The organism is Lactobacillus sp. ESL0679, assembly GCF_029433515.1.
GTDB lineage: Bacteria > Bacillota > Bacilli > Lactobacillales > Lactobacillaceae > Lactobacillus.
The window spans coordinates 1-18,810 of the sequence record NZ_JAQTIG010000006.1 but is presented as its reverse complement, the minus strand read 5'-3'; the positions used below and the strand labels follow the sequence as shown (position 1 = coordinate 18,810).

The following is an 18,810-nucleotide window of genomic DNA, read 5'->3' as shown; positions in this document are numbered from 1 at the left end:
TGTATTAAATAAAAAGTATCCTAAGTTACTCTTTAAAATAACTTAGGATACTTTATTCTAATAATTATTGATTATTCTCTGCGGTTGCCGCAGCCACAATTGCATCTGCTTTAGTTGCAAAATTTTGATAGCTATTAGCTAAGTCAGTTGCTGCGCTAATTGCCGCAGCTGCCTTAGACAGTTCACCATTTAATTCAGCACGATAAGCTGCTTGTCGGGTAATTGTTAACTTAGTCAGCTTCATTAAAGCTGCTCTGGAACTAAGCCACTTATTTTTAACGTTTTCCAACACTTCTTGTTGCAGAACTCCGCTTAGTTGCTGCGTTACAAGAGTATTGATCTTACTTTTAGCATCTTGATATGCCATATTCAGTTTATCAAGGTCTGCAGCTAAGACCACACCGTGACTAACCATATCGGCCATACTATCAATCTGATCTTTCAGCTGCTGAGCATTGGTCAGTTCAGAATGCTGGTCAAGCTCAGCCTTTGCCCTACTTGCTTGATCTTTTAGCAAGCTATTAAGCCAAGACTTGCAAACATTCAATACTTGTTCAGCGTAAAAATCGCGAGCTTGATTAGTTGGTGTATAATCATCCCGATTTTCAACCCTATTAGAGCCAAACTTGCTGTCAATATAACCATTCCCGCCAGCTACTTGAGCATCAATCTGCGCTTTCGTAGCTGCATCAGTAATGTTCAGTGTATTAACACAATTTTGGCCATAAGCTTTCAACTCAGACTTGGCTGCTTCATGATTAAAGATATCAAGCGCATTCCCTCGATAGTAATTAACTGTATCAAAGTCGGTTGCCTTATCGATATAGTAAACTGCATCATCATGTGCCGTCTTTATCTTAGTCAAGAATGGTTGCTGGTCGTCAATACTTAATCCTGATGCTTTAATTCGAGCATTTGCGGCTTCCAAACCACTATCCAGCTCTTTCTCTGTAGTCAGCTTCATCTGATCCAAGCCCATAATGTTGCCAATATAGACTGTTGCTGATTTACCTGCGATTTCGGGGTCAAAACCAATAAAGTTAGCCTCTGGCGTTAAGTCAACTGCAGCACCACTGTGAATCCCCGGCGTGTCAACTGGGAAAGTAATGCTAAACTTGCCATCTGGATTAGCCATTGCACTGTATACGTGGCCCAAATCACCATTAACATCATTGGTTAAATTATATGGATCTGAGACTTGACCGTCAGTATAGATATTCGGCAAGCCCCTAATTTGCGCCTTTACGTAAGGATACATCCCACAAGTCATCAGTTTACTGAAGGCATTTTCTGGCTGCACCGGGCCATCCGTCTCGGCGTTGAAATTGTCTACCTTACCTGTAATTGTAATTGAGCCATCCGCATTTTGGTGATATGATGCCTGTCCCAGTACGCCGTTGTCATCTTCAATATCCAAGAATCCACCTTGGTTAGGTGATACCATCGTGATATTGTTGTAACCCGGATTTCCCTGGTCAGAAAACGCATTACTAATTACTTGACTAAAAATAGTATCAAGCATGATATTTTTAGTTTGCGAATCTTGCAAGTATGACACAATATCGTCTGTCTTAAAGGCTTTCTGCAAAATTTGCACAATTGCCGCATTATTTGGATCAGCGACTAAGCCCTTAATAGCTTTGATTGCATCATCTGAAATAGTCTGATTTCCATTTAAAACCGAAATCTTATTAACGCCAATTGTTTGCAGGTTGCCGACGGACTTTTTCTGTACATTTAAGATATGAAATGGTGGCAGCGTAATTGGGTTAAGCTTATCAAAGTTAAATACCTGCCGCACATTCTTAATGTCGATTTCGCTATCACCAATAATACTTGTACCAGGAACTTTATTATTAGAAGCATTTAACACCAACTTTTGCGGGTTATTAACCGTCAAAGCATCACTGCTAGCAACATCAACCAAGATTATTTTCTTATTACCAGCACCATAACTAGGATTATCAGGATGATTCGGATCATTCTGCAGCTCAATATCCAGCGTTCCGTTGTTTAAGTCAGCTTTACCAGTGATATAAATTAACGTACCTGAATAGTCCTGCATATTTTTGCCAAAGACATTCAATGCAGCACCAGGGCCAATAGTTAAACTCCCCTGGTCATAAATTAATGTGCCTGCTTTCGTTGAACCGCCCGCACTTTGACTAATATCACCGTTAGTATTGATGTTAATCGTACCATTGTCAATCAGCTTAGCTTTATTTCCGCTTTGACTAGTCATCATAATGGCTGCGGCTCTGCGTTTATCCAAGCCTCCAGTATAATCATCCGTGCCCACATTAATCGTTAATTGAGCTCGCTTATTGACTGTTACGGTACCAATACCATTAATAATTGCAATTCCACTAGCTTTGTTACTATGTTGAGCATTATCGCCATTATTACCATCATCTTTACGTGGATTCAGGGTAACATCTGCACCACTGTCAATTAGAATGTTATTCGTCCGACTTCTTCCGTTAGGACCACCATTATCGTCAACTCCATTGTCAAGCTCGAGCACATTACCGTCACTTGTCGAACCCACGAACTTACAATCCTTAGTAAAAATCAAATTTTGTCCTGGCTGATACAACTCAAATAATTGCTGGCCACCACCATCACAACTATAACTCTTACCATCAATCGGACTGACATACGACTGAACAGCGTCCCCATTAACCGTACCTTTAATATAAATATCGGAGTACTGACCACTATAAGTAACTTGCGAACCAACAAAATTAACGTTATCAAGTGTTAACTTACATGGCGTCGATGTGCCATCAACCGAATTATCAAGACCATAATAACTTTGCGAATAAATATCTAGATTACGATAAGTTAAATCAGTAGTTCCCCGATTGGCAGTATCAGTCAAGCTATCATCTGGCCGTGGACCAGAATAATGCAAGTCAAGGATGAAGCGTTGGTTCTTTGTCGGATCCGACTGGATTAATAATTGTCGTTCAGGAAATTTAAGGTTAGTTTTACCACCTGTGACATTGGACGCAATATTATTTTCAAGATCGATCTCACTAACATTTGCATCTTGAATCGCACTAACAAACTCTTGCCAAGTTGTTACCTGACGAGCCAATCCTGCTAGTTGTGGCTCAGCAGTTGTCTTAGCTTGTACTATTACTGGCTGATCGACGGTCTGACTGGCCTTGTCCGCACTTACTGATGGCTGCTTAGTTGAAGTTGATGGCGTTACCGATTGGTTATCTGTCACAACTGGTGCCGAATTTTGTTCAGTTGCAGCAGGTACAGTAGATGACGCTGTCGCCGTTTCAGTTGACGTTGCATCAGCTGCTTTGACTTGGTTTGTAGTGTCCTGTGTAGTTTCTGGCTGCTTTACTGTAGTTTTAGTCTGATCTACACTGCTGGACTTAGCTGATTTAGCTGACTTTTTATCACTAAAAAATCCCTTCAGCCCCTTATAAGTAGAAAGATTTTCCTTCTTAGTCGGCTCAGCCGACTTTTGCGGATTATTAGTTGTTTCTTCCTTATCCTGTGTCGGAGCCGCAATTGTATCAGCCTTTACCGCTTGATTGCTCAGCCCTAAAAAAGTCACTCCTAATAACACCGATACCGCGCCAACACTTAACTTTCTAATGGAAAAGCGTTCACGTTTTGCTTGTGACTCGTCTTGCCTAATTCTTTTAGCAAAATTATTCTTACCTACCATAATTTTCCTTTCCGTATATCGCCTTCAGCAACATACTTCGCACTTTATACATAAGCGAATTTTAAAGTATTTAATCTTCAATGTAAATATATTCACAAATACTAAACTGACTTTTAAAATAACAATTATGTAAAATTACGACAAATTTATAATAGGTAAATTTTTTATCATGTCTAAGCTCTATTATCTAAGCAAAAAATTAATAACAAGCTTTCCTCCTTTCGACCTTTTTTAAAATCAACTCTTCCTTAAATCATGAAAATAAATTGTATACTATTCTGATATTAAAAAGTGTCTGTACCCTTTATCCTGTTGATGGGTAGTATTCTTTAACAGGATATTTTTATACAAAAAAAGGCCATAGCTTCGGCTCAAACTTTCCAATACCACTCAGGAAAGATTAGAGTTTTTCTATGTCCTCTATTGATAATTATTCTACTAAACTTTTACTTGCTATTAAAGATCCTAACCTGACTTTTTCTCATTTTATGATGCTTCTGATCATCTTTCCAAAATCTTGGTTGCAGAACTAGCTCTACCTTTAAACGCAATCGTCAAAATGTTCTTAATGCTGCTATTTCTAAATATTCCAATGACTGTGTTGAAGGTACTGATCATAGAATTGAACAAAGAGCTATTTTATTTAGTTAAATCTTAAACTTTTTGACCATATTTCGTCCTAATAACATGAAACAACTGCTGCTTAAACCAAGTTGAACTACTAAGATTGTCATCATTATGCCGACCATAATAGCCTTTAGAAACAATATGTTGGTCAGGATAATTGGTCTGCAAGAAGTTCTGCAAATTAAGATAAGCCTGACCATCATAATCATCATTTCTCATGTAGCCAAGATAAAAATTAGTATTACTAAAATCGCCATCTTTTAGTCGTTGCCACATCACATCATTCATCCGCTGGCACGCCTCATGATCGTCACTGCCCTGCATTGCTAGCACCATATCAGTTGAACAATGGAAGTCATTGGGTCGATTAATCCGTAAGTTTTCTGCGATTGTTCCTAATCCCAGTAATATTTTGGCAATCACAATTGCACCCGGATTAAGAACAGCACCATAATATAGCGATGCATATGTTCCCATTGACATACCAGACAAAACAAGTTCTTTAGTTGTGAAGTGCAATTTGGCTAGGCTATCCTTAATTATCGTTAATATTTTATTTTCAATCTCCTGATCGCCTAGATAAAAGGTGCCGCCCTCAACTCGCATGTCTGAAATTAACAAGTATGGCACACCCTTAGCGTGTAACATCCCTCGAGCTTCAAATGCCTCAGCTGTATGATAACCGGCAAAATAAACTGTAAGTGGCGGCTTCATATTCCCCGGATTAAATAAGTAAGCGATTTCGCCATTGAGAAATCCGCGATCAATCAGTGACTTACCACCAAGCTCCATTAAGCCATACTTACCGCGCGACCGTCGTTGATGCAACGTACCAACCTTTACTGTGCCATAGCCACGTATATAATAATAAATTGTGTAATAATAGCTACTGCCAATATCACTAACTGTAATTCTGCCGTGATCAGCCTTTAGTTGCGCACCACTTTTAGTAAAAGTGCCAATTAAATGGTTATCCATTGCAAAACACTTAATTTCGATTTTCAATTCTGCAGATAATTCTGTTTGAAACTCTATTATATAATCAGTTGCATATCGCTCAGTAACGTACGTACTGCGCGCCGTTCTACCTAAATACTGCCAATCTGAAGAATTGCTGGTAACACTTAAATAAGTGTTACCACAATAACTAACACTATTTTGCATTGGCAAACTAATCGTAATCTCAGCAGGATATAAACGGTACCCAATATCCTTATCAAAAAAGTACCGATTAACATCAGTTGCTAAATCTGCTTGGTCAATACTATAAGCCCCGCGCAAATCTAAAATTTGTTTAATATCTTCAGGCACTGAGATATCCTGACTATATAAAATACGGTGTGCTGGCAGCTGCATCAATAGTTCTGCGTTCATTAACCAAGGTGAAGTTTTATCAAGATAAAAATACGCAAATAAATAATCATGATTGAATATGCGATTCTTAAAAACTGGTGATAATTTATGATTAGCCATATTAGTCGGATCAGACCACATATAAGTACATTCAGTTAGCTCATTTGCCAAAGTCGTTAACGGCTGTATTCCGCTATGTAACAAATATGTTTTTCTAGCCATTTTTTAGCACCTTTTTCCATTGAACTAAAACAGTTCTAAGCGACATTTTTTGAATTAATCGAACATTCTCAACTACCGCAACGTTCCACTTATCTAAATTAACCAAAAACCAGTCTATTGGAGCCTTAATTGCTAGATCTGGCTTAAGTAAAAAGCCATTTTTTCCTTCTTTAACTAAATCGTTGCTTTGACGAACAATTTGCGGAATTCCTGTTTTAACTGCCTCAAGCTGTAAGTCAAAATTCGTCAGTAAATCAGTATCCACATAAACATGCGCTTGATTAATAAGCTGCAATTCTTGCTCATACTTCAAATTATTAGGGCAAGAAAAGCGGTTGAGTGCTGCAATCTGGTCAACATCAAGCTCATCATCATCTAAATCAGCAAGCGCGGCTTCATCATCCAACTCGCCAACTTTTTCCTTAAATTCAGTAATAAATTTGGACGAAATCTCTTTAAAAACCGCAATTTGCTGATCATTAGCATCAGCAATTACCTTTATATCCTCATGTTCTTTTAGTAAATCAAGCAGTTGGTAAAAACAATTTTTCAACTCATCATCACTAATACTGCCAACATGCCAATACACTAATTGAGTTTCTAATTCCATACTTGTCCCCAATGCAAAATCACTAAAATAAGGTGGGATTACCTGCTGCAACGGTACAAACTTGACTCCACATTGTTTAATTCGCCAAGCAAAAATCTCAGCAAGCGTTTTGCTTTGAAACAAGTACATATCGCGCTGCACAAGATTGCTAAAGTCATTACTAGTAATTTGGAATTCATTGGTAAAATAATAACACACTTGTGTTTGTAACAAAAAGCGGCGTAAAGCAAAGCTATCCTCACTTGGCTCAACTAATATTCGCTGCGCGCCAGCTAAGTGCGGCAACACAAACTCATACTCTACTTCAGCTAAGTTACTATAATTTGCTTTTTGGAAACGAAACTGTTGCCGCGGTGGAATTGTCACTGTCAAATCCTCATGCTGCATCATTACTAGATCACTCGTTGCATTAAACCACAGCTTTTGCGTTAACTGACCTTGCTGATTAAACACGCTACGACTACTGCGAAATCCTCGGGTATCATAGCGATCACGTATATGACCATTATCTTCAAAATAATCTACTGTCTGTAATTCACCTTTAGTACCCAAAATAACCTGCATTACGTGTTGATCACCATCAAAAACATCCACGCAGGTCGATTCCACATACACAACTACCTTTAGGTTATATTTATCAGGAATATTTAAATCAGCTATTGTCAAACTCGCACCAGCAGTATTGATCGCCCTAATCTCATCAAATAAATAAATTACTGGCGTCTTAACTCTAGCTAAACTAGCAATATAAGCATCTGCATCATCATTTAATAGTAATAATTGATTATCAAAATTTTCTTCTTGCAATCGTGCAGACAAACTTAATAACGTATTTTCTTGATAAAATTCGTTATTAGTATGTAAATCAGGAATTATCGTTAACATTTTTTATCATCAACTCTATTTCAAATCAATCACGTATTGTTTTTCAGAATTTAGGGTTTGGAATTCCTGCTCAATCATATCTAAAATCATAATTAAAATGAACAGGTTACCAATAAATGGTGTTAAGTTAGCCAATTGTGGCCACCATAATCCCAATATTAACGGCCAAATACTGAGAACAATTAAAATTGAGCTACTAGCCCATGTTAACCGCGTAAATTTATGCATAATAAACTTTTCTGTCTGCATCCCCGGAACAATTCTGTAAAAATAACTTCCGCTTTCCTTAAAACTTCTAGCTTTAACGCTGGGCTGTAAGGTAATTAAGCCAAAAACAAAGTTCAATAGAATAATAACCACCGCATAGAAAACTATTCCCGCAGGCTGCCTAATTGAAACCATGTTTAAAACCAACTCTCTAACTGCTAACGGGCTATTCTGAGCTAATAAAGGTAGTAACATAAACATTGACGTTGAAAACATAAACGGCATCGCACCAGCAGTTAATAATTTAATCGGAAAATACGAATTGGCATATTCACTAGTTAGTTGCGGATCACGCAGTGGTATTCGTTCTTCTGCTCTAATTAAAGCTAATCCGTAAAAAACGATTACTATTGTAGTTAAAGCTACAATTCCTAAATTAATTAACGTAAAGTTAAACCGCTTTGTACCCCAACCTCGAATTAATAACGACGGCAATGATAACACCAGTTGCGGCACCATTAATATGGCAGAATTACCAATTCCACGCTCTGAAATAATATTAGCAAGATAAATTGAGATCATACCACCAGTTACTAGTATTAAAATTGCTAAATAAAAACTAATATCATAATCACCAAAATAAACTGGTAATAAAGCTTTTCTAAAATTAGTAACATATAACATTCCTTGCAAACCAGCCACAATTAGACTAAAGACGTTGGTCACGATTCCCCATGTATGTTGTGAAACCTGACGCAGGCTTTTTAAATCAAGCGAATTAACTGCCTGAACCATAATATTAGTGGTCATATACGGGCCAATCCCGAGCATTAATAGTGATGGCCTTGTAGTTTGTGCCCCAGTATACATCCCTAAAACACCAATTAATGTATTAACCTTTAGGTATCTAGCAGCAGCGCTCTGCTTAACAAACGGAATAATTATGAACTGACCCAAAATATAAACTGTTACTAACAATAATGTCCAAAGTATTCGCTTACGCAAAACTTTCTTATTCATCACAAGCAGTCCCTTTCTCTATTCTAGGCAAAATAAATCTGCATCCCTTTAACGCTACTACCACTAACTTCGGAACAAAGGACATTACGCATAATATTACGAATAATATCATCCTTCATTCGATTAAAACTGGCTAACGCTTCTTTTTGATACTCAAATAATGGATTAGTCTGACCCGTTGACCTTTGCGCCGTTACCGAACGCAAAGCTTCAAGATTATCTACTTCATCAACCCACGCATCATCAATCGCCTTGACAATTGCTAGTTGCAGATAATATTGCCAAGCATCTTCATTAGCAATTTTGCGTTTTTTAGTTTGCAGCACGCTCAAGGCAGTTCTACTCAAAAAGCGTTCACGTTCACCATCAGAAGCTGACTCTAATTGCGCTTCATTTTTAAATTCAGACGTTATATTATCACAAACAAAATCATTAATCGTTGCCAAATCAATATCTACTTGACTAAGAAAGTTCTTAATTGCTTTTTGCATACTGTGAATCACAACTTGGTCGAGTTCTTGGTTCATCTTAATAATCTGACCACGCGCCTTGTACACAGCTTCCCGCTGCAGACGCGCAATCTCACCATATTCCAAAACCATAAACCGTGAAGATTGTTCCTCATACTTAACACTCTTTTGTAAGCGTGTAAAAAAGCGCTGATAACGACTACTATGCTTAATTTCTTGCTGTTCATCATGCTCATGACGAGCAATCTTTTTGGCAATCCTTTTGGAAGGAAAACGACCCACTAATTGATCCTGCAGCGACGTATAAAAGATCGTGGTTCCTTCTTGACCTTGACGACCAGAACGACCACGTAATTGATCATCAATCCGCTTCAAAGGCATCTTTTCTGTCCCTAAAACCAGTAACCCACCAGCTTGCTTAGCTTCTGGAGAGAGCACAATATCAGTCCCCCGGCCAGCTAATGAAGTCGAGACTGTAATCATTCCTGCTTGGCCAGCAATCTTAATCATTGTTGCTTCTTGCGACACCGACCACGCATTCAGTAAACTATGTGGAATATGAGCCTGCAGTAACATTTCCGAATATAAATTTGACAGCGTTAAAGAACCCGCTTCAATTAGAACAGGTCTACCTTGGTTGTAGCTTTTCTTAACTAATTCCAAAGATGCCATTAACTTACCTTTAGCAGTATAAAAGACCTTATCAGGCTCATCTTTTCTAACGCTCGGCTTATTGGTCGGCACCTCAATTACACTTAAGCGGTAAACTTGCATCAATTCTTGCTTATCATCCTTAGCCGTCCCCGTCATTCCTGATAATTGCGGAAATAACCGAAACAAATTCTGATAAGTAATTGTTGCAATAACCTGATCTTGCTGGCTAGTCTCCAAGCCTTCTTTGGTTTCAATCGCTTGCTGAATACCAGACTGCATCTGCATTCCCTGCATTTTACGACCACTATTTTTGTCTAACAAGACAACTTCATCATCTTCGACAATATAATCACGGTCACGCACCTGCAGCTTATTAGCCTGCAAGGCAAAAACAAGGTGACAGTATAAATCAGCATATTCCTTACTTAAAATATTCTTTACTTTAAAGAATTTTTCTGCGTTTTTAATACCATCCGGCAAAAACCACGCATTTTTACGATCCTGACTCAACTTGTAATCAAGATTTTCCTGACAAATTTTAATAAACTTATCAGCTAATTCAGGAAAATTAGATTTGCCTTTTGGTCGCCCCGAAATAACTAACGGCGTAGTTGCAGAATCAAGCAGAACGGCATCAACCTCATCAATCAAGGCAAATCTAAACACGGGCATAAATTGCTGTGTAACCGAACTAACTAAATTATTAGTTAAATAATCAAAACCAAATGTACCACCATCTGTATAAACAATGTCATTGGCGTAGACTTTTTTCTTATCTGCAATTTCGTCATCATTCTCTTTGCTTTCCTCATTATAGCCTACACTTAGACCTAACCAACGATAGACTCGTCCCATATTAAGTGCATCACGCTTAGCTAAATAACCATTCGCAGTAATTAGAAAGTTACCATTACCACTCAAGCCATGCAAATACATTGGCATAGTTGCGGTTAGGGTCTTACCTTCACCGGTCTTCATTTCGATAACGTTGTGATATTGCATGGCAACAGCACCAAAAATTTGTACTTTATAAGGTGATAAACCTAAGACTCGTTTGTCAGCTTCACAAACTACCGCGTAGGCTTCAACTAATAAAGAGTTAAGCGATGCACCATCCTGAATTCGCTTACGAAATTCTGCAGTCTTAGCTTGTAAGTCCCCATCGCTTAATTGTTCATATTCAGCTTTTAATTTTATGATCTGGTCTGTTTTGTGCCAGTATCGATGATTTCTAATATGCATGATTATTTCAAATTAAATAGTGGTAACAACATGCCAGCTAAAATACTGGCACCAACCAAAATATTCATCAACGCTACCATCAATTCGGCTTTCGTTTTGCGTCGTTCCTTCATTGAAGGCAATTCTTTCTTCTCATGCGCAAAATCTTCTTCAATTTTTTTCGATAAAGCGTTTTTCATTAGCACACCTCAAAAAACTATTAAACAATTTCGGCTTTCTTTAATGGCACTGTTGCATGACGCAGCTTCTTATATGAAGTCTTGTTCATCTTGACAGTATCAATATAAGAAATTGTGTCTTTTAAAATATTAGCTAAATTACCACGCACTTTGCCCGTATTATCCATTGGGTCTTCTGATAGATAAAACTGATTATGTGATTTAGTATTTTGTAGCGAAGACAATTCAACACCCAAAAAGTTAATATTAACTGTATCATCCTTAGTCAGCCATTTACTTAACTGGTCAACATAAAAGTCAAGTAAATTATTATATCGCGCAATTACCTCATGCTTTTTAGGATCTTCAACCGTAACAAAATTAAGATTACCTTCATAATAAAAGTAGCGGACAACTGGTTGTCCCTGCATATCAACAAATTCAATCTCTTCTAATTTGCCATTGGCATAATAAAGGTGACTATATACTTTACCATCTGAAGCATATTCTTCGATATAGTCATAGCTGCCATCTGGATTCAAATAACGAATATCCTGGGCAGCCCGCCGAGTATTAGGAAACATGTATTCTCGCGCAATAAAAATTCCTTGATCATCAACAAAAAGACTGCCATCTTTTTGCATTTGTACATAGTCCATGCTGGGAATATTAATTTCGTTAAAATACCGATAGCTCTTAGGGTCATAGGTACGACCAGTAAGATGATCAATTAAGGTTGTGCCGTTAATCCCATTTGCCTGCAAAAAGTTCCGCATATTAGGCATTGAGGTTAAACAAAGCAATTGACCATTACTTTGTTTTAGTCTTGCTTTAACTTCTTTTAAAACGTTACCGCCTAAATTATTAACTTCATTAATTAGTTCGTAATCCATTGACTAACTTCTCCCACTCTTTTGCAATTGCACTGTTACGATATTTATCAATTCCAACTTGCGTATTACGACGCAGTTTCAAATAATCGGCATTAAGTAACCGTGTGATTCCTTTTTTTATTTGCGCAACATCATACTTTTCATCGTCACGCTTAAAGTCTTCAATGAAGCCATTTTCACCATCGCGAATCAATTGTGTTGCCCCAAAGCGCGCATTAAACGTTACAACTGGTAAAGCCGCGTTTAATGCTTCAATATATGTCAAACCAAAACCTTCAGAAAATGAAGTTGAAACAAACGCATCATGACGCGGATATACCAGCTCCAAATGCTGCGATAAGCCCCGTACATGAACATAACTTTCAGCGTGATTTTCCTTCACAATTTCCTCAAGGTGCTTCTTTTCTTCACCAACACCATAAATATCAAAACTGACATTCTTACCTTCATTATGTAATTCAATGACGGCTTTTTCGGCAATATCAACGTGCTTTTCCTTGGCTAGTCGCGATGCGGTAATTAATTTCAAACCATCAGGCTTGCGATCTTTAATCTTCTTCGGCTTATCACTAATGCCCCCAACCGGAATCGCCCAAATTTTGTCAGCTTCATCAGGGAAATCAATTAACAAATCTTGACGCTGTTGCTCAGTCGAAACAACAATACGGTCAACATGTTTAATATGGTCAAGTAGGTATTCATAATAATTATTCCAAAATGGCTTAGCAGGATCATTACGATCAGCTAAGTGGTCGGCATGGATCAAGTAAATAATCTTAGCATCAGGCATTGGCTCATGCATCAACGCCTCGTCAGCCCAATCGCCACGATCAATATAGAAGTTACTCTTACCACCGAAGAAGCGATCTAATTGCTCAAAAAAGTAACGGTATAAGCGCACAATATTGGCAAAGTAGAGATGTTCTCCATGCGCATTATACAAATGAATATTTTGCAGACGCCCTTCCTCGTGCTCATTATTGATTGTTTCATAAGAAGCCTTTAGTTCACCTGTTTTAGTACTAAAAATCTGCGTCTGATAAGCACGCACCATTAAGATCTTACTTTCAGGCTTCTGCTTATTTTTCTCTTTAACAAAATGATGTACGATATGCAACCCAGAATCCGTATAAAATTCATTCATGCGCATGGTATTTGTTGCATCTGACAAAACTCGCACCTTTTTAGCAGGGAAAGTTTCAGTTAAACCATGCTTTAAATAGTCATCTCCTAAAACAAAGTACTCCCACATATTGATGACATTCTCATTCTTGAGACGCCACTTGGACATTGCCTTGTGCAGTTCTGGCACTTCTGCTAAAAAGATAAAGCGGTAAGGAATACCTGCCTCTTCAAATCGTTTGGCACGGTAAAACTCAGAGTGTTCAATTCCCGAATTACCCATACCCATTGCTTGGTTAACAAAAAAATCCATTTTTTCTCCTTATTTTTCACTAATAAATTGGCGAATTGTCTTGACCAATGCTGCCGTTGACTGATTATTCTCAATTTGTAAAATATAGCCACGATCTCTAAACTTATTAATATATTTTGCAAGTTGCACTAGCTGTTCAGCGGTAAATTGCACCTGACCATCAACTTGAACAGGAACAAAAACAAATAAATGATCTTCATGTGCCGCGTAAGTAATCGTCTGTATTGCTGAAGTATACGTACGAACACGAACATGTAACTTATTGGCGCTATTAGCTCCATTATAATGAACTAAAATAGTACGAGCTAAACAAATATCATTAACACTAAACGTATATTGATCAATAATCCCGTTTTTAGCAAGCAATATATGTTGAAAATGCAATTGCAAATTGCCCAAGCTTATTAAATCAAACTGATATGCTGTTTCTTTAGACTCCAAACTAAATTTAGCTTCTTTAGTTGTAAAAATTTTATAATCAAGTTGCTCTTTACCGTTGAAAGTTGTTAATGCCAACGCCAAAGAGTCATCTGGCTCTTCCTGACTAAATATTTTGAATTGATAGTCAACATTATTTAGCAATTCTGGCAAAATAATATCTGACGCAGTATTATCATTATGCCATGAGATTAATGATCGACCTGGGGAAATAATCGCATTGCTGTATAACAAATCTTCATCTTCAAAGTGAACTTTAGCACCATACATATAAATATATTTCATGCTTTGAGGTCTGAAAAAGAAGTGCACAGTTAATAATTCATCTTCACTCATTACTTAATCAAATCCTTTAACATTAATACCGGACTAGGCTGTTTTTCTTCAGCCATTATTTGCTGGTTATGCTTAATAAGCAACTGTGATAATAGTAACAAAATATTCCTACGCAATCCAGTAATATACTGATTTTTGTTATCTGCAAGCTGAAATTGTAGCTCGTCAGAAAAGATCTCTACCGTTGCTGGCGGCAAGCCACTAAACGAAAAGCAAACATGCTTAATCCGGCTATCGTGGGCAAGCTTCTGCCAAGCAGAATTAATTAACTCCCAGTCATTTTGACCACTAAGACCAACTACCTCGCCTCGCTTAAGTATCATATACTTATTAATCTCTACTCGATTAGCTGCCAAATATTTATCAGCAATTAACATCAAACGCTGGCGACTGAGCTCAGCTGCCGGCTGCACAGCTGGATACATATTCAACGTTAAATAAGCAACATAACGTGTGTGCTCCTTAGTTAAAGAAACTAAGCTAATATACTTCCCAGCCTCAACTACAGGCGGTGCATACTTTTCGATAACTTTTTTATCTGCTTCATCAGTAAACAAGATACACTGATTGCCTTGATCCCAATGCCAGTGCCGACTAGACGGATAAAACTCAATATGTGAGGGAAAACCAATTGTATGATCGGGATTAAGCCGAATCATTAAAACAGCACTACTACCAAAATAAATCATTATTTCTGGATTACCAGTTTTATAGACGAAGTCATGTCCTGCACAAAGTTCAATTACTTCTTCTTCAGTCATTTAATCCTTCCTTACTTATGCTTAAACCAAGATTTTACTGATTGCTCATTATACATAAACCGTGTTGCTACCTTACGTCCATGACAAATCCGCCCATCAAAAAAGGTATAAGCAATATAATTAACAATTGCCATTTCAAAAAAGCCAAAATGAGTGTCACCATGACCTAAATATTCTTGAACAGTATCATCAGTATAAAGCTTCATAAAAATACTCAAAAATTCAAGTAAAGTTGCACGCGTTCCAGCAAGAACACCAGCATTTAATAACTGCAGATACTTATTTTTTTGTGTGAAATCTGCTAGGTAATCTGGCTTACCATCATCGTTGATAATATAAGTGTTCAAATCATTATTTTCATCACCAATATATAAGATATTATCCTCAATCTCATTAAACGGATAATTCAGCATTTCAACATCGCCAATGTCAACCAGCGCTGCCTGATCAATCTCACGATGTGCTAATAAATACTCATAAGCAAATTCCCATCTTGTAAAAAACCACTTCAACCCTTGATAAGGATAGTGCGCAAATGGTTGATACTGCGTCACCTTAACTAAAGGTGGTAATTTTTGTTTATTTTCAAAATTAACGACAATATCCGTCTCAATGCCGAACTTACTAACAGAGGCCACTAATCTTTGCGAAATACCCACAAGATCAACTGGTTTATTAATGTCTTTGGCTAAATATTCACCAATAACTACATTTTTCATGACAATTCCATTTTCCAATTTTCAAATAAAAAGCATTCCCAATAAAGTATATTTGGAATGCTCTTTTAACGTCATTCAGCTTACATAAGATTATAACCTTATTTTATCACTAAATTAACTTATTTTTTATTAAATTTTGATGCTAAGACATATCTGCCATAACGAATATTATAACACTTTCTGCCCTTTATTGTCTTAGTACTATATGTCTTAATTTTCTTGCCTTTCTTCAACACTTCTGTACCAATTCTGTAACCCTTACTGTTATAAACATAAGCATTATGCTTTAACTTACGTTCAGAACCAATCACATTACCAGCTGCTAAGTAGTGACCATCTCGTAAATGATAGAACTTGCGACCATTAACGGTAATTGTTTCGTAGGCTTTAACCCACTTGCCCTTCTTCAAGACAGTCTTACCAACGCGCTTACCACGTTCATCATAGAGATATGCATTGTGGTGCAGCTTACCTTCAAAGCCAATGAAGTTACCTGCCGCCATATAGCGATTATCACCGATCGAGTAGAAAGCACGGTCATTAATCATGACCTTTTCTCCATAGGTCTTAACTAGAGAATCTCTAGCAATATCAAGCTTGCCGATCCGTTTACCCTGCTTATCATAAATGTAAGCGTTATGATGCAATCTTCTAATAGTGTAATCATCCGTACCTGTATTACCAGCTGTACTGCCGGTTACAGTACCAACTGAGCTATTACCGCCAGTTGGATTAGATATTGGTGGTACGTAAGTACCGCCGCCATTATCTGACGAACCACCAGAAATTGAAGTGCTGCTTGCATTTGAACCGCTAGTATTTGAAGAGCTACCGCTAGGAATTGAATTACTATCTGAAGCTGAACTGCCATTATCCGGCTTATTAATACCGTGATGGTGCATATTGCTATTAGAAGCATTACTTGCAGCAACACTCATACTTGCTGAAGCCGAGTCACTGCTACTATCGCTAGCACTAACGCTAGTTGAAGCTGAAGCACTCATACTTGTACTAGTTGAACCAGACTTACTTGCACTGTTACTAATCGCCGAATACGCACTGGCAACTTGAGAAGCTGAAGCACTCGCACTCATTAACTTAGAAGTTGTTCTAGAAGTCTTTAGTGAACACTTAGCACTCATCGCCGAACTCATTTCATAAGCGGACAAACTTTCGGATGCAGTAGCTGCTGAAGCACTAGAGCTCATTTCAAATGCTGATGCACTCGCATTGTCACTAGCACTGGCTGCTGAAGCACTCATATCATGGCTCATGCTGTTGGCTGAGGCACTTGCACTTGCTGCACTGGCACTCATGTCATGGCTCGCACTGGCTGCCGAAGCACTCATATCATGGCTCATGCTGTTGGCTGAGGCACTTGCACTTGCTGCCGACGCACTCATGTCATGGCTCGCACTGGCTGCCGAAGCACTCATATCATGGCTGGTACTCTCTGCCGAGGCACTCATATCGTGACTGGTACTTGCTGCCGACGCACTCATGTCATGGCTGGCACTGGCAGCACTGGCACTCATGTCATGGCTCGCACTCTCTGCCGAGGCACTCATGTCATGGCTCATACTGTTGGCTGAGGCACTAGCTTTGTCACTTGCACTTGCTGCCGACGCACTCATGTCATGACTCGCACTCGCGGCACTGGCACTCATATCATGACTCATACTGTTGGCTGAGGCACTTGCACTTGCTGCTGAAGCACTCATGTCATGGCTGGTACTCTCTGCCGAGGCACTCATATCATGACTGGTACTCTCTGCCGAGGCACTCATATCGTGACTGGTACTTTCTGCCGAGGCACTCATGTCATGGCTCGCACTCTCTGCCGAGGCACTCATGTCATGGCTGGCACTTGCGGCGGCAGCACTCATATCGTGACTGGTACTCTCTGCCGAGGCACTCATGTCATGACTGGCACTTGCGGCAGCAGCACTCATGTCATGGCTTGCACTTGCTGCCGACGCACTCATTTCATGACTCATACTGTTGGCTGAAGCACTGGCTTTGTCACTTGCACTGGCTGCACTGGCACTCATGTCATGGCTAGTACTCTCTGCCGAGGCACTCATATCATGGCTCGCACTCGCTGCACTGGCACTCATATCATGGCTCGCACTTGCGGCACTAGCACTCATGTCATGACTCATACTGTTTGCTGAAGCACTGGCTTTGTCACTTGCACTCGCTGCACTGGCACTCATGTCATGACTCATACTATTTGCTGAAGCACTGGCTTTGTCACTTGCACTTGCGGCAGCAGCACTCATGTCATGGCTGGTACTCTCTGCCGACGCACTCATGTCATGACTCATACTGTTTGCCGATGCACTAGCATCTTGACTGGCACTTGCGGCACTAGCACTGGCATCTTGGCTCGCACTGGCGGCACTAGCACTCATATCATGACTCATACTGTCTGCTGAAGCACTGGCTTTGTCACTAGCACTTGCGGCAGCAGCACTCATGTCATGGCTGGTACTCTCTGCAGATGCACTCATGTCATGGCTCGCACTCGCTGCACTGGCACTCATGTCATGACTCATACTGTTGGCTGAGGCACTGGCACTCGCAGCAGTAGCACTCATATCATGACTGGTACTCTCTGCCGAAGCACTCATATCATGACTGGCACTCTCTGCCGAGGCACTCATATCATGACTCATACTGTCTGCTGAAGCACTGGCTTTGTCACTTGCACTCGCTGCACTGGCACTCATGTCATGGCTAGTACTCTCTGCCGAGGCACTCATATCATGGCTCGCACTTGCGGCACTAGCACTCATATCGTGACTGGTACTCTCTGCCGAAGCACTCATGTCATGGCTTGCACTCGCTGCACTAGCACTCATATCATGACTCATACTGTCTGCTGAAGCACTCATATCATGGCTCGCACTTGCGGCACTGGCACTCATATCGTGACTGGTACTCTCTGCCGAAGCACTCATGTCATGGCTTGCACTCGCTGCACTAGCACTCATATCATGACTCATACTGTCTGCTGAAGCACTCATATCATGGCTCGCACTTGCGGCACTGGCACTCATATCGTGACTGGTACTCTCTGCCGAAGC

Annotated in this window: 12 protein-coding genes; all 12 read right to left on the bottom strand. The window is 39.2% G+C overall.

Annotated elements, in window-relative coordinates:
- Positions 1 to 64: 64 nt before the first annotated feature.
- Positions 65 to 3,691, bottom strand: coding sequence for a pectate lyase-like adhesive domain-containing protein (locus PT287_RS07890; protein ID WP_277134003.1), 3,627 nt, complete (start codon positions 3,689 to 3,691; stop codon positions 65 to 67).
- A gap of 654 nt (positions 3,692 to 4,345) precedes the next feature.
- On the bottom strand, positions 4,346 to 5,893 hold the full coding sequence (asp2, locus tag PT287_RS07885) for an accessory Sec system protein Asp2 (RefSeq protein WP_277134001.1): 1,548 nt from the start codon (positions 5,891 to 5,893) through the stop codon (positions 4,346 to 4,348).
- Complete coding sequence (gene asp1 / locus PT287_RS07880; protein ID WP_277133999.1) at positions 5,886 to 7,388, bottom strand: accessory Sec system glycosyltransferase Asp1; 1,503 nt, start codon at positions 7,386 to 7,388, stop codon at positions 5,886 to 5,888. The genes asp2 and asp1 overlap by 8 nt, the downstream gene beginning before the upstream one ends.
- Before the next feature lie 15 nt (positions 7,389 to 7,403).
- Positions 7,404 to 8,615, bottom strand: coding sequence for a hypothetical protein (locus tag PT287_RS07875; RefSeq protein WP_277133997.1), 1,212 nt, complete (start codon positions 8,613 to 8,615; stop codon positions 7,404 to 7,406).
- Between the two features lie 23 nt (positions 8,616 to 8,638).
- The gene (secA, locus tag PT287_RS07870) at positions 8,639 to 10,981 is read right to left on the bottom strand and encodes a preprotein translocase subunit SecA (RefSeq protein ID WP_277133995.1); all 2,343 of its coding nucleotides are present in this window, start codon (positions 10,979 to 10,981) and stop codon (positions 8,639 to 8,641) included.
- A gap of 2 nt (positions 10,982 to 10,983) precedes the next feature.
- Positions 10,984 to 11,160 carry a hypothetical protein gene (locus PT287_RS07865; RefSeq protein WP_277133993.1) on the bottom strand — a complete coding sequence of 59 codons (177 nt, stop codon included), beginning with the start codon at positions 11,158 to 11,160 and terminating at the stop codon, positions 10,984 to 10,986.
- 20 nt (positions 11,161 to 11,180) lie between these two features.
- Positions 11,181 to 12,032, bottom strand: a complete 852-nt coding sequence (locus PT287_RS07860) for a hypothetical protein (RefSeq protein ID WP_277133991.1) — start codon at positions 12,030 to 12,032, stop codon at positions 11,181 to 11,183.
- On the bottom strand, positions 12,013 to 13,467 hold the full coding sequence (locus PT287_RS07855) for a glycosyltransferase (protein ID WP_277133989.1): 1,455 nt from the start codon (positions 13,465 to 13,467) through the stop codon (positions 12,013 to 12,015). The genes PT287_RS07860 and PT287_RS07855 overlap by 20 nt, the downstream gene beginning before the upstream one ends.
- Positions 13,468 to 13,476: 9 nt before the next feature.
- Positions 13,477 to 14,241, bottom strand: coding sequence for an accessory Sec system protein Asp3 (locus PT287_RS07850; RefSeq protein ID WP_277133987.1), 765 nt, complete (start codon positions 14,239 to 14,241; stop codon positions 13,477 to 13,479).
- Positions 14,241 to 15,002 carry a hypothetical protein gene (locus tag PT287_RS07845; protein ID WP_277133985.1) on the bottom strand — a complete coding sequence of 254 codons (762 nt, stop codon included), beginning with the start codon at positions 15,000 to 15,002 and terminating at the stop codon, positions 14,241 to 14,243. Before PT287_RS07845 ends, PT287_RS07850 begins: the two co-directional genes overlap by 1 nt.
- An 11-nt stretch (positions 15,003 to 15,013) precedes the next feature.
- Complete coding sequence (locus PT287_RS07840) at positions 15,014 to 15,721, bottom strand: hypothetical protein (protein ID WP_277133983.1); 708 nt, start codon at positions 15,719 to 15,721, stop codon at positions 15,014 to 15,016.
- Positions 15,722 to 15,840: 119 nt separating this feature from the next.
- Positions 15,841 to 18,810, bottom strand: a 2,970-nt coding sequence (locus PT287_RS07835) for an SLAP domain-containing protein (RefSeq protein WP_277133981.1), incomplete at its 5' end; no start/stop codon positions are given.